General features: G+C 43.9%; 6 protein-coding genes. All 6 read left to right on the forward strand.

Annotated elements, in window-relative coordinates; genetic code table 11:
* The first annotated feature begins 152 nt into the window (after positions 1-152).
* Complete coding sequence (locus NBH15_RS22355; RefSeq protein WP_128134200.1) at positions 153-2,495, forward strand: ABC transporter permease; 2,343 nt, start codon at positions 153-155, stop codon at positions 2,493-2,495.
* A gap of 200 nt (positions 2,496-2,695) precedes the next feature.
* Positions 2,696-5,026 carry an ABC transporter permease gene (locus tag NBH15_RS22360; RefSeq protein WP_128134199.1) on the forward strand — a complete coding sequence of 777 codons (2,331 nt, stop codon included), beginning with the start codon at positions 2,696-2,698 and terminating at the stop codon, positions 5,024-5,026.
* 162 nt (positions 5,027-5,188) lie between these two features.
* Positions 5,189-7,576: an ABC transporter permease gene (locus NBH15_RS22365; protein WP_128134198.1), complete on the forward strand. Its 2,388-nt coding sequence runs from the start codon at positions 5,189-5,191 to the stop codon at positions 7,574-7,576.
* Between the two features lie 42 nt (positions 7,577-7,618).
* Entirely contained in the window at positions 7,619-9,973 is a 2,355-nt protein-coding gene (locus NBH15_RS22370; RefSeq protein ID WP_128134197.1) for an ABC transporter permease, read from the forward strand.
* Between the two features lie 88 nt (positions 9,974-10,061).
* Complete coding sequence (locus NBH15_RS22375; RefSeq protein ID WP_250823586.1) at positions 10,062-12,437, forward strand: ABC transporter permease; 2,376 nt, start codon at positions 10,062-10,064, stop codon at positions 12,435-12,437.
* Positions 12,438-12,593: 156 nt separating this feature from the next.
* Entirely contained in the window at positions 12,594-14,966 is a 2,373-nt protein-coding gene (locus tag NBH15_RS22380; RefSeq protein WP_250823587.1) for an ABC transporter permease, read from the forward strand.
* Positions 14,967-14,994: the final 28 nt, after the last annotated feature.

Here is a 14,994-nt window from a genome sequence, read left to right on the forward strand (position 1 = left end):
GAGCGTCTAAAGTAAGAGCTACCAAAGGGCTGTTGGTACACTCCTTTGGAAAATTGGCAATTGCTCTACTTTCTTATGTTAATTTTTAATCTTTGAATCAGGTCGCCAACTCCTGATTCGCATGAATAACTAATCTAAACAATAAATATATCATGAGTAATCTTTTAAATTTAAAATCATTCTTTAAATTCCTGGGACGGAATAAGGGATATACAGCCATCGACCTGTTCGGCCTGTCGGTTTCGCTGATGTTCGTGATCCTGATAGCTACCTATGTCACCGGGGAGTTGATGACTGACCGTTATCATGAAAAAGCCGATCGGATATATGTTTTAGGTAACGGTGAATATACAGGTTCTGCCTATCGGATCGGTTACCGCCTGGAAGAACGTTATCCGGAGATAGAGAAAGTGTGCCATGTCATGACACGTGTCTTCGACAATACCCCGTTGAAGAACGGTGAGAATAACCTGACGGCAAACCTGATGCTTGCCGATACGACTTTTTTCGACTTTTTCAATTTTCCGTTGGTAAAAGGAAATTGGGAACAGGCGTTAGCTGCAAAGGATTATGCTGTGATCTCCGAATCTTTTGCCAATAGGTATTTCGGAAATGAGGACCCGATGGGTAAAACGATCCGCATCAATGATAACTTGTCGCTGATTGTTAACGCTGTAATGAAGGATATTCGCTATTCAGTTATCCCTGATGAAGATATCCTGTTCCGGATCGACAATGTCGATGCAATTGGAAAGGGTATGTTCGACAACTATAATAGTGTCGGAGCTGTCAATGTTTTCGTGATGGAACGCGAGGGGGCTGATATTTCTTCCCGCTCCGATGATATAAGGGACTGGTTCAAGACCTTTTTCAAGATATATGAAAAAGGATCATTTAAGGAAGTCAATTTTGTCCCGTTGAAAAAGTTATACTTCTGGGAGCAGAGCAATCCGTTCGGAATGTTTACCATAGAGAGGGGGAACTGGCAGTTTGTGATGATCCTGCTATCGGTTGGTTTGCTTATTCTTTTGTTTGCCGTTATTAATTATGTAAATCTGACTGTGGCGCAAACCGGTTTCCGGGCAAAGGAAATGGCTACCCGGCGATTGTTGGGGTCTTCGCGTAAAGAACTGTTTTCCCGTCTGATCATGGAATCGACGTTGCTGACAACGATTTCTTTCTTTGCCGGTTTGCTGCTGGCCTTTTTCTTTGCGCCTTTTGCGAGCAATCTGTTGCAGAAGCAGGTAGATCTGGTTGATATGATCACTCCGTTGAATGGCATGATCGTTATCGTTTTGATCGTTCTGATCGGATTTATATCCGGACTGTTGCCGGCGATCGTCATCTCGAATGCGAAGCCGATCGAAGTGGTGAGGGGGACTTTCCGTAAACAAACGAAGATGGTATTCAGTAAGTTCTTTATTGTTTTTCAGAATACGATCACTATTTGCCTGATTGCTGCCGCCGTTACGATGTTTTTGCAGGTAAAATACCTGATCAAAGCTCCGTTGGGATATAACTCGGTGAATATTCTGAATATAAACGGTGAAGAGATGCCGGATAAAAATATGGCTTATACGCTGGTAAACGAGTTGAAGCAATTGTCTTGTGTCAGCCGGGTAGGGATAGGTTACGGAACGCCTTTCAATATGGGAATGAATTATACGGCCCGTTATGATAATAAGAGTATTAGTTTTCAGGGTATTCGTTGTGATAAGGAGTATTTTGATATTTTGGGCTTTAAAACTTTGCGGGACAATCATGTAGCTGACCCTGTCAAGTATTTTCTGTCCGAAGGATCGATGAAGGCGTTGGAACTGAATGAAGATGCAACGGATTTTGATTTTAATGTCTGGGGTAAGCATCCTATTGCCGGCATCGTCAAAGATTTTCAGTTGCGTAATGTGATGCTGGAGAATAAGCCGGTCATTGTGATGCTTCACGAGAATAAAGAAGATTTTAGTCCGCATGATATCGTAGTGGAGGTGAACGGGGAACCGTTTGCCGCCCGCCAGGAAGTGGCGGCTGTGTATAAAAAGCTGGCAAGGATGGACTTTGACGGTAAGTTTCTGGATGAGCAGATCGAGGAATCATTTGCCGTTCAGACAAGGACCTCTACGATCGTCATGATTTTTGCTGCTATCGCAATACTGATCTCATTGCTGGGGTTGCTTGCCATGTCGACCTATTTTATACAGCAGCGTGCGGCAGAGATAGCCGTCCGTAAAGTCTTTGGCTCGACAAATGCACAGGTGCTTCTCCGGTTGGTAAAGGCTTTCCTGACCTATGTGGCAGTAGCTTTTATTATTGCCATACCATTGATCTGGCATTTTATGAACGGGTGGCTTACCGGTTATTCGTACCGTATCACACTTTCTCCCTGGATCTATGCAGTTGCCGGACTGTTTTGCCTGATCATTTCATTTATCACTGTCTTTATCCAGAGTTACCAGGCAGCAACAGCCAATCCGATAGAAAGTATAAAAGATAATTAGTTATTTGTAAATGAGGACAGTCCTGTAAAAAAATTAGACAGGACTGTCCATTTATTAGACAATACCGGAACTTTGACCTTGTGAGTATTTGTTTGACAATTAGTTAGTTGGTTCTTTTGGCATGTATTTTGAGTTGAAAAGAGTATCTAATGAATAGTATATAGTACAGGGAATGAGTAAAACCCAATAATTGATGAACCATGAGTAATATTTTGAATTTTAAATCTTTCCTTAATTTCTTGGGAAGGAACAAGGGGTATACGGCTATCGACCTGTTTGGTTTGTCCGTGTCGCTGATGTTTGTGATCCTGATCGCGACCTATGTGGTCGGTGAGTTATCGACCGACCGTTTTCATGAGAAGGGAGACCGTATCTATGCGTTGACGAATGGCGAGTCGACGGGTTCGGCCTACCAGATAGGATATCGCCTGGAAGAACGTTATCCGGAGATTGAGAAGAGTTGCCATGTGCTGGCCCGGGCATTCTACCTGCCGGTTCAAAGCGGAGAGCATAAGCTGAATGCCGGCCTGATGCTTGTCGATACGACCTTTTTCGACTTTTTCAATTTCCCTCTGATAAGAGGAAACAGAGACCAGGCCTTTGCTGCCAGGAACTATGCTGTGATCTCCGAGTCGTTTGCCAATAAGATTTTTGGCAATGAAGACCCGATGGGGAAAACGATCCGTGTCAATGATGAGTTGACGGTGGTTGTCAACGGCGTACTGAAGGATATACGCCATTCCGTGATCCCCAATGAAGATATCATGTGCCGCATCGATAACATCAGGGCGGTAGGGCAGAATATGTTTGACGATTATAACAGTGCAGGGTCTGTGAATGTTTTCGTGATGAAACGCGAAGGAGCTGATCTTGCCTCTAAATCGGATGATATCCGGAACTGGTTCAAGACATTCTTCTGGATATATGAAAGAGATTTATCGACAGTTGTCGAGTTTGTTCCTTTGAAACAGTTGTATTTCTGGAATCATACATATTCGCCCGGCATAGAGAGGGGCAACCGCCAGTTCGTGATCATTTTGTTATCGGTCGGTTTGCTTATCCTCCTGTTTGCCATCATTAATTATATTAACCTGACGGTGGCGCAGACCGGTTTCCGGGCAAAGGAGATGGCTACCCGGCGGTTGTTGGGGTCTTCACGCAAAGAATTGTTTTCGAGGCTGATTATAGAGTCGACTTTGCTGACAGCTATTTCTTTCTGTATCGGTTTGTTCCTGGCTTTCCTCTTTGCTCCTTATGCCGGCGATCTGGTACAAAAACAGATTTATCCGTCTGAAATGATCACCCCGCTGAACGGGATCATTGTCATTCTTCTGATCGCGCTTATCGGATTTATTGCCGGGTTGCTACCCGCGATTGTCATTTCTAATGCCAAACCGATCGAAGTGGTGCGCGGGACTTTCCGCAAACAGACGAAGATGGTGTTCAGCAAGTTTTTCATCATTTTCCAGAACATAATCACGATCTGCCTTATTGCCGCCTCCATTACTATGTTTTTGCAGGTGAAGCATTTGGTTAAAGCGCCGTTGGGATATAATTCGGAGAACATCATCGATATAAGCGGAGAAGCATTGTCGAACCGGCAGACTTGTTTTACCCTGGTAAACGAGTTGGAACAACTGGCCAGTGTGAAACGGGTAGGAGTGGCGGAAGGTACTCCGTTCAATATGGGGATGAACTTTACAGGCCGTTTCGATGATAAGAATATCAGTTTCCAGGAGTTTAGCGGTGATAAGAATTATTGGGATATGCTCGGTTTTGAAATTCTGCGCGATAATAATGTGGCCGAAACGGTTAAATATTATCTGTCCCAGGAAACGATGAGGGTACAGGAACTGCCGGAAGATGTTATGGCTTATAAATACAGAGGGTGGAAAGATGTGACTGTGGCCGGTATCGTCAGGGATTTCCAGTTGAACAATATCCTGATGGACAAACAACCGACTATCCTGATGCTTTATATAAACAGGGAAGACCTGCATCCGCGCAATGTGTTGGTGGAAGTAAAAGGCGATCCGTTTGCCGCCCGTAAGGAAGTGGCGGCTGTCTTTGAGAAACTGACAGGGTTGGAGTTTACCGGTCGGTTTATCGATGAGCAGATCGAGCTTTCGTTCGCCGACCAGGAAAGGACGTTGAAGATCGTTTCGATCTTTGCTCTGATTGCTATCCTGATCTCTTTATTGGGATTGCTGGCGATGTCGACCTATTTTATCCAGCAGCGTTCTTCGGAGATAGCGGTACGTAAGGTTTTCGGTTCGACAAATGTGCAGGTGCTTGTACGGTTGGTAAAGGCCTTCCTGACTTATGTAGGAATAGCGTTCATTATTTCGGTACCGGTGATCTGGTATTTTATGAATGGGTGGCTGTCGGAGTATTCTTACCGTATTGTTTTATCGCCGTGGATATACGCTGCGTCGGGATTGTTCTGCCTGCTTGTTTCATTCGTGACGGTGTTTCTTCAAAGTTATCTGGCGGCTATTTCAAATCCGGTCGAAAGTATAAAAGATAATTAGGCGGAGGCTAAGGGTTTGTATTGTTCTTTGTCTAATTATTTTACACCAGTGTCTAAAATTTAGACACATCTGATAACGCCTTGATTCGTCAAGGCGTTATTTATTAGATGATTACATGTTTGGCATGCGTTTTGAACCTATTCGGGTAAAAATAAATATATAATGAAAACAATTCTTCGAAATTTCATCAGTGTATTACGTCGTTTTAAGATGGCAACGCTTCTTAATATCTTAGGGCTTTCAGTGGCTTTTTCTGCATTTATGATCATTATGATGCAGGTCGATTATGATAAGAATTTTGACACTTTCCATAATGAAGCCGATAATATTTACCGGGTGGAGCTACAGTGGGGTAAGGAAACGCCGCAGGCTATTGTAAGCCGGCCCCTGATGGATGTGTTTTTCAACTTTTCACCGCATATCATAGCCGGAGCCATTAGCTATCCTATCTATAGTGAGACGGTTTTTATTGTAGATAAGGACGGGAAACAGGATAGTTATATGGAACCGAATATGACTATTTATCCTTCCTTTACCGATGTGTTTACTTTTGATATGTTGGAAGGAACGAAGGATGCCCTGAAGGACCCGGAAAAGATCTTGATCTCGGAAAGTCAGGCTAAAAAGATATTCGGTACGGAATCGGCTGTCGGGCGGAGGATGAAAGCGAAAGATACCAGAGGGCGGTTGGCTGGCCTCTTTACCATACCTGAGATGGATTATACAGTGGGAGGTGTCTATAAGGATTTTCCGGTAAACGGTATCCTTCAGAATGCTGTCTATGTGAAACTGGATGATAAGGAGGGCCTGAATGATTGGGGAAGTTCTAATTATTATGCTTATATCCGCCTGGATAGCCCCGAAGCGGCAAAGGATTTGACAAACGACTTTCTGGATTATTATAAAAAACATGAGATAGGGAAAAATATGCCGTGGTTTACCGATGACCTGAATTTGCGGTTGACTCCTTTGACGGAACTTCATTATGTAACGGATGTTCTTTATGACATGGTTCCTAAGACTAGCCGCCAGACGATATTGGTTCTGATTGCCATCGCATTTGTTATTATGCTTATTGCCGGTATCAATTTTACCAATTTCAGTACGGCTTTGACTCCAATGCGTATGAAAAGCATCAATACGCAAAAGGTGCTGGGTAGTTCTAATGCAACATTACAGTTCTCTTTATTGATGGAAGCGGTTTGTATCAGTGTCGTGGCTTTCTTGCTGGCATTATGGATCGTCCGTATGACGGCGAGCAGTCCCATAACCGGCCTGATCAATGCGGATATCTCTTTTTCCGCTCATCCGGTGTTGATTTCGTTGACGGCTCTGCTGTCTGTGCTGGTCGGAGTGCTGGCCGGGATTTATCCGTCTTATTATATGACATCTTTCTCGCCGGCGCTGGTGCTGAAAGGTAATTTCGGACTTTCTCCCAAAGGAAGGGTATTGAGGAACGTGCTGATCAGTGTGCAGTTCATTTCTTCATTTGTTTTGATTATGGGCGCTATGTTCATGTATTTGCAAAATAATTTTATGCGAACCAGTTCGTTGGGATATGACAAAGATCAAATCATCGTGACAGACCTGACGGCTACAGTCTTAAACAGTAAAGAGGCTTTCACGAATCGTATGAAATCGTTCTCCGGTATTGAGGATGTGACCTGTGCGGAGTTTCTGTTGGCCAGCCAGGATCAGTATATGACCTGGGGACGTGAACTGAATGGTAAAAATATTCAGTATCAGGTGATGCCGGTCGATCCTTCTTTCCTGAAGGTACTGAATATTGCAGTAAGTGACGGGCGGGATTTCCGGGAAGAAGATACTTTGACAGAGCATGGTGCCTATATATTTAATGAACGTGCGCGAAAGACCTATGACATTCAGCTGGGAGATAAGATCGGTGATATGGAGGTGATTGGTTTTGTTCCGGATATCAAGTTCGCTTCTTTCCGTACGGAGGTGGTTCCGATGGCATTCTTAGTGCGTGGTAAAAGTTATTCGGGAGGTGCGGCGTTTGCATATATCAAGGTAAAAGCCGGCTCGGACATGGGAGCTGCCATGACGCATGTCAAGAATGTAATGAGCGAGATTCATCCGGATTATCCTTTCGATATCACTTTCTTTGATAAAGTGCTGAATAATTTATATGAAAAAGAAACGAGTCTGGGAGCATTGATCACATTATTCAGTCTGATAGCCGTCTTTATCTCGATGGTGGGTGTCTTTGGTCTGGTAGTATTCGACAGCCAGTATCGCAGAAAGGAAATAGGTGTCCGCAAGGTGATGGGGTCTTCCGTGTCGCAGATTCTGATTATGTTTAACAAAACGTATGTCCGTATCCTGTTGATATGCTTTGTGCTGGCCGCTCCGTTGACCTGGTATGCCATTCATGCCTGGTTGGAGAACTTTGCTTACCGTACTCCGATCTATTGGTGGGTGTTCATACTGGCTTTCCTGCTGGTGTCGGCTGTGACGATCGTTACTGTTACCTTCCAGAACTGGCGGGCGGCAAGCGAAAATCCGGTGATAAGCATAAAAACAGAATAGCGGATGGGTCATTAGATTTATAAACTTAGTACAGATACTATCATGAAAACAATTATCAGGAATTTATTAGGAGTTGTCCGTCGTTTTAAAATGGCGACTCTATTGAATGTGATGGGTTTAAGTATAGCCTTTGCTGCCTTTATAATTTTAATGATCCAGTTACAATATGACTGGGGGTTCGACAGGTTCCAAAAGAATGCAGAACGGATTTACCGGGTAGGACTTTATACTCCGGATTGGGGGAACCAGGTGGTTGTTTCTCCCCCTTTTGCAGAGGCTTTCGTTCAATCGTCTCCCCATATAGAGACGGGAGTATTACTTTCTTCCTGGGGTAGTCAGCTTGCATTAAAAAGGGGAAATGATACGGATGAAACGAGTTTCTGGTGTCCGGTAAATGCAATAACTCCTGAATATGCCTCTGTTTTCGACTTTCAGATGCTGGAGGGGAAGATAGAAAGCCTGGATAATCCGGGGTATGTTTTGATAGCACAGAGCCAGGCTGAAAAGTTTTTCGGAGATGAACCGGCTGTCGGCAAACAGTTGACAGCCGATAAGTTATCTTTTGTTGTGGGTGGCGTATATAAGGATTTTCCTCAAAATTCAGTGGTACAAAATGCCGTATACAGGAGAATCGGTGAAAAGGAGAATCAGGATAATTGGAATGCCAACGGCTACCAGTTATATGTGTTACTGGATGATCCCGGTAAAAAAGACCAGATAATTGCTGACTTCAAGAATCATTTCAACCATGAATATTATGATTGGAAAACGAAAGATGTGAGACTGACCCAACTGACCGATATTTATTATGAGGCAGATGCCCGTTTTGATTCACAGAAAGACAAAGGTAATAAAACGATGGTATTCGTGTTGTTTACCATCGCTGTATTGATCGTTGTCATTGCCGGGATTAATTTTACGAATTTCAGCAATGCACTTGTTCCCATGCGTATCCGAAGTATCAATACACAAAAGGTTCTGGGAGGATCGGATAATACGTTGCGTTGTGCCATGTTGGTTGAAGCGGTAGCGATCTGTCTGTTTTCTTTCATCCTTTCCTTGTTTATTGTTAAAGGGATGGCTAATACCTGGTTGGCAGATATGATCAGTGGAGAACTTTCATTGGAAGCCAACATTCCTTTATTGATAGGGACGGGAGTTCTGGCTGCTCTTACCGGTTTGCTGGCCGGAGCATATCCTGCCTGGCATATAACGTCGTTTTCTCCTGCCTTGGTTTTGAAAGGATCGTTTGGATTGTCTCCTTCCGGTAAAAGGATGAGAAGTTTGCTGGTCTCTTTCCAGTATGTCATCTCTTTTGCTCTGATTATTGCCGCTTTGTTTATTTACTTGCAGAATCATTACATGCTGGCCTCTTCTTTAGGTTTCGATAAGGAGCATGTGGCTATTGTGGAATTGAACGGCCAGTTGATTAAAAATATAGAGGCCGTGGAAAATCGATTAGAGCAGGAAGTCTCTGTGCAGGAAGTTTCTTTTGCGGCAGATTTACTTTCGGCAAGTGATGAATATACCGACTTTGGCCGTGGTTACAGGGAGAATAACGTACAGTTCAAAGTGTTTGTCGTTTCACCTGATTTTCTTAGGCTGATGAACATTCCAGTTATTTCGGGACGGGATTTCCTTCAGGAAGACAGTAAATCGGTTGGGGGCGTTTACCTGTTTAACGAAGCGGCCAGATTGCAATATGATCTGGTTGCCGGTGAATATATCACGGGAAATGAATGGTATGAGGCTCCTCCCGCCTTGATTGCCGGGTTTATAGATGATATTAAGTATGCTTCGTTCCGTACGGAAGTGGCACCGATGGCTTTTTATGTTTCGCCTGCGGCTGGGTATCGGCCGAGGTATGCCTATATCAAAATAAAGGCGGGGGCGGATATCCGGGATGCAGTGGCTTCGATCAGGAAAGCCTTGACTTCGATAGATAAGAATTTCCCCGCCGAGATCAGGTTTTATGATACGATATTGAATAATCTCTATAAGCGGGAACTGAGCATCGGGTGGCTGATCTCTTTATTCAGCCTGATAGCTGTGTTTATATCGGTTGTCGGTGTGTTGGGACTGGTTATTTTTGAGAGCGAATACAGAAAGAAAGAGATCGGTCTCCGGAAAGTTCATGGTGCTACCACTTCGCAGATATTGCTTATGTTCAATAAAGTCTATGTCCGTATCCTGATTGTCTGTTTCGTTCTGGCAATACCGGTTGCCTATTATGGGGTGAGCCGTTGGATGGTTTATTTTGCCTATAAGATTCCGATGTATTGGTGGGTATATGCGGTCGCTTTTGTAGTCGTTTCCGTTATAACATTCCTGACGGTTACTTTCCAGAACTGGAAGACTGCCAATGAAAATCCGGTAGAAAGTATAAAAACAGAATAGCTATCATGCAACATTTCTGAATTTATTACGTATTTATTAAAAAGTTGTTTGGTGAACAACCTTAAATCGGAGTAATAATTCAATTGATATGAAAACTATTTTAAGAAACTTTATCAGCGTGCTTCGCCGTTTCAAAATGGCAATGTTGCTGAATGTATTTGGACTAAGCATCGCTTTTGCTGCTTTTATGGTGATTATGATGCAGGTGAATTATGACTACACGTTCGATTCCTGCCAGCCGGAAGCAGATGCAATCTACCGCATGGACATGGATTTTCAGGGAAAAGCGAGTGCCGTTTTCAGCCGTCCTTTTGCGAGAGGTTTTACAGAGTCATCGCCCCATATTAAGGCCGGCATGATTATGGCGTCGTGGAATTCCGAACTTTTTTATAGTGTCGAACGGCAAGGGGAGAGGCTGAATTTTCAGGATCCGGTCGTGAATGCTTCGCCCGGGATTACCCGTGTCTTTCATTTCAATATGCTGGAAGGAGATGAAACGGCACTGGATCAGCCGGAGACTGCCATCATCCCTGAAAGTATGGCGCGTCGCCTGTTCGGAGACGAGTCGGCTATAGGAAAACGGCTGATGAATGTGGAGACGGGAAGTACGGTAGCAACAATAAGCGGCGTCTTTAAAGATTTTCCCCTTAACTCTTCTATCCGGAATATTATCTACCGGCAGATGCATCCGAAAGAAAACTACGATACTTGGAGTAATCAGAATTATTTCTTCTTTTTCCGAATGGATGATCCTGCCAATACGAAGGATGTGAAAGAAAACTTTATGAAGAATTTTGATGCATCCCAACAGTTCGGTAAAGATTTTGACTGGGAGAAAGATGGTATTGACCTGCGTATCACACCACTTCCCGAGTTACATTTCCTGGAAAATGTCTCTTTCGACTCAATGCCGAAGGCCAGCCGTCAGACAGTGCGTGTCTTGTTTGCCATAGCTTTTGTCATCTTACTGATTGCGGGTATCAACTTTACCAATTTCAGTACGGCACTGACACCGATGCGTATCAAAAGTATCAATACGCAAAAGGTGCTGGGAAGTCCGGATAGTGTGCTTCGTTTGAGTTTACTGGCGGAGGCAATTATCGTCAGTGCGGTGGCTTATCTGATTTCGCTGGGGATGTTGTTTATAGCCGGTAAGACTTTTATAGCCTCTTTGGTGGATGCCGACATAGCTTTTTCGGCACAGTCGGGAGTTATTACTACTACGGCGGTTATTGCTGTGGCTGTCGGTGCGTTGGCTGGCCTTTATCCGGCTTGTTATATTACCTCTTTCCCGCCGGCACTGGTACTGAAAGGCAGTTTCGGACTGTCTCCAAAAGGGAGGTTGCTCAGAAGTACATTGGTCAGTATCCAGTTCATTGCTTCATTTATCCTGATTATCAGTTCCCTGTTCATGTTTTTGCAAAACCGGTTTATGCAGAATACACCGCTTGGATATGACAAGGACGAATTGATCGTGATGGAGCTGAACGGTAAGGTGAATAAGAGCCAGGATGTATTGGCGAGTGAGGTAAAAACATTCTCCGGGATTGAAGATATCACTTTTGCCGAACAGGTTTTATCGAGCCGGGACTTCTATATGGGCTGGGGGCGCGAGTATAAAGATAAGGATATTAACTTTCAATGTATCCCGGTGTCTCCTTCTTTCCTTCGTGTGATGGGGATTAAAGTGACCGACGGACGTGATTTTCGTCCGGAAGATGACCTGAAAGATACGGGATGCTATATATTTAATGAGAAGGCCCGTGAGATGTACGATTTGGAACTGGGGGATAAGATTGACGGTGGCGAGATTATTGGTTTTATGCCTAATATCAAGTTTGCTTCTTTCCGCAATGAAGTTTCACCGATGACTTTCTATGTCTGGGGAAAATACTATTGGGGAGGGGAAGTCGACAGTAAATATTATGCAGCAGCCTATGTCAGGGTAAAGGCCGGCAGTGATTTGCGTGCGGCAATGAAACATATTCAGGCTTCATTAAAGAAGATCGATCCGGTTTATCCTTTTAAAGTATCTTTTTATGACGAGATATTACAACGTACCTATGTGAAGGAACTGAAGATCAGTAACCTGATCACCCTTTTCAGTGTTATTGCGATCTTAATCTCCATAGTGGGAGTCTTCGGACTGGTGGTGTTTGAGAGTGAATACAGACGTAAAGAGGTGGCTGTCCGCAAAGTATTGGGATCGTCCACTCCGCAAATATTGGTGCTGTTCAACAGGAGTTATCTGATTATTCTGGTTATTTGTTTTATCTTGTCGGCTCCTGTGGCTTTCTATGGTGTATATCGTTGGCTGGAAAACTTTGCTTATCGCACGCCGATGTACTGGTGGGTATTTCTGGCAGCCTTTATTATTGTTTCGGTCATCACCTTTATAACCGTAACTTTTCAGAACTGGCATGTCGCTAATTCAAATCCGGTGGAGAGCATAAAGTCGGAGTGACCGGGAAGTTATTTTCCTTTATGAATGTCTAATAATTTGACACGACTGTCTAATTATTAGACATTCATTTTTAAGGCGTGAGCCAAATGTTCTTGATAGATAAAGAGTTATCGTTTTGGCATGTTATTTGAACGAATTGGATAAAAAGAGGTCAATATGAAAACGATATTACGAAACTTTATCAGTGTACTCCGCCGTTTCAGGATGGCGACTTTGTTGAATATTCTGGGATTAAGCATTGCTTTCGCTGCATTTATGGTGATCATGATGCAGGTAAGTTATGATTATACGTTCGATTCCTGCCAGCCGGAATCAGAAGCGATCTATCGGATGGATATGCAATATCAGGGAGAACAGGTAGCCATTATGAGCCGTCCTTTGGCGAGGGCTTTTACAGAATCGTCGCCGCATATCAAAGTAGGAACCCTTATGACATCGTGGACTTCCGACGGGTTTTACAGTGTCGAACGGAGCGGTGAGATACAAAACTTTCAGGATCCGATAGCGACGGTAACCCCCGACTTTACCCGTGTTTTCCATTTCGATATGGTGGAAGGCGATGAAACGGCGCTGGAGCAACCGAAGTCGGCCATGATTCCCGAAAGCATTGCTAATCGCCTGTTCGGTAATGAATCGGCTATCGGTAAACAGTTGATGGGTGGGACATCGGGAAAGGTAGTCGCGATCGTCAGCGGTGTTTTTAAAGATTTCCCCCGTAATTCTTCTGTCCGCAATATCATTTACCTCCAGATGGATCCGAAGGAAAATTATGATGAGTGGGGTAACAGTAATTATTTTTTCTTTTTCCGTATGGATGATCCGGCAAATGCGGAAGATGTGAAGGAAAACTTCAAAAAGAATTTCGATAAAACAAAAATGGCCGGTTCCGATCTGGATTGGGAAAGGGATAAGATCGACCTGCATATCACTCCGCTTACCCAATTACATTTCCTGACCAACGCTTCTTACGATTCGATGCCGAAAGCCAGTCGTCAGACAGTACAGGTGTTGTTTGCCATCGCTTTCATAATCCTGCTGATTGCCGGTATCAATTTTACGAACTTCAGCACGGCATTGACACCGATGCGCATTAAGAGCATCAATACGCAGAAGGTGCTCGGTAGTCCGGATAGCCTGCTACGGCTGAGTTTATTGGGAGAGGCTGTCATTATCAGTTTCGTGGCATTCCTGATTTCACTGGTCGTATTGCATCTGGCTGAAGATTCGTTTATTGCTTCTTTGGTGGATGCCGATATGTCTTTGGTGGTGCAATGGAAAATTCTCGGTGTCACAGGAATCATTGCCCTGCTAGTCGGTGTGTTGGCAGGGGCTTATCCGGCTTGTTACATCACCTCTTTTCCGCCGGCCCTGGTGCTGAAAGGGAGTTTTGGGTTGTCGCCTAAAGGACGTGTGCTGCGGAGTACATTGGTCAGTATTCAGTTTATTGCATCCTTTATCCTGATCATCGGTTCTCTGTTCATGTTCCTGCAAAACCATTATATGCAAAGTGCGCCGCTTGGATATGATAAGGACGAACTGATCGTTGTCGAGCTGAACAGTAAGATCAATAAAAACCTGAGTGTGCTGGAAAGTGAAATAAAAACATTTTCAGGAATAGAAGCTATCACGTGTGCCGACCAGATATTGTCGAGCCGGGACTATTATATGGGCTGGGGACGGAATTATAACGACAAACCTATCGATTTTCAATGTATCCCGGTTTCCCCGAGTTTTCTGCATGTCATGGGAATAAATGTAATCGATGGCCGTGATTTCCGGCCGGAAGATGATCTGAAAGATAAAGGAACGTATATATTTAATGAAAAGGCACGCGATATGTATGATCTTGTGGTGGGTGAATCGGTCGAAGGCGAAGAGATTGCCGGAATTATTCCTAATATCAAGTTTGCTTCTTTCCGTAACGAAGTGTCGCCAATGGCTTTTTACATCGGTGGAAAGTATTGGAAAGGAAATGACGGAATCCGGTATTACAGTGCAGCTTATATCAAAGTAAAGGCCGGTAGCGACCTGTGGGCTGCCATGGAACATGTAAAAGCATCGTTGGGCAAGATCGATCCGGTCTATCCGTTTAAAGTCTCTTTTTACAATGAGGTGTTGCAACATACGTACGACAAGGAGTTGAAGATAAGTAACCTGATAACCTTGTTCAGTCTGATAGCCATATTTATTTCTGTTGTCGGTGTTTTTGGGCTGGTCGTTTTCGAAAGCGAGCATAAGCGTAAGGAAGTGGCGGTACGGAAAGTATTGGGTTCTTCTACCTCGGAGATACTGTTTATGTTCAACAAAAGTTATCTGTTGATCCTGTTGATCTGTTTTGTGCTGTCGGCTCCGGTTGCATTCTATGGCGTATATCGCTGGTTGGAGAACTTTGCTTACCGTACTCCGATCTATTGGTGGGTATTTCCGGCAGCCTTTGTTATTGTTTCGGCCATTACTTTTATAACCGTTACTTACCAGAACTGGCAGGTAGCAAATTCGAATCCGGTGGAAAGTATAAAGTCGGAATAATCCGGCTTTGGAATGGATGCCGTAAAAA

Source organism: Parabacteroides caeci (assembly GCF_023656795.1).
Classification (GTDB): Bacteria; Bacteroidota; Bacteroidia; order Bacteroidales; family Tannerellaceae; genus Parabacteroides; species Parabacteroides segnis.

Excerpts from the sequence above, each read along its gene's own strand:
- NBH15_RS22375 (WP_250823586.1), top strand. The coding sequence starts at position 10,062 with ATGAAAACTATTTTAAGAAACTTTATCAGCGTGCTTCGCCGTTTCAAA.
- NBH15_RS22365 (WP_128134198.1), top strand. The coding sequence starts at position 5,189 with ATGAAAACAATTCTTCGAAATTTCATCAGTGTATTACGTCGTTTTAAG.
- NBH15_RS22370 (WP_128134197.1), top strand. The coding sequence starts at position 7,619 with ATGAAAACAATTATCAGGAATTTATTAGGAGTTGTCCGTCGTTTTAAA.
- NBH15_RS22360 (WP_128134199.1), top strand. The coding sequence starts at position 2,696 with ATGAGTAATATTTTGAATTTTAAATCTTTCCTTAATTTCTTGGGAAGG.
- NBH15_RS22355 (WP_128134200.1), top strand. The coding sequence starts at position 153 with ATGAGTAATCTTTTAAATTTAAAATCATTCTTTAAATTCCTGGGACGG.
- NBH15_RS22380 (WP_250823587.1), top strand. The coding sequence starts at position 12,594 with ATGAAAACGATATTACGAAACTTTATCAGTGTACTCCGCCGTTTCAGG.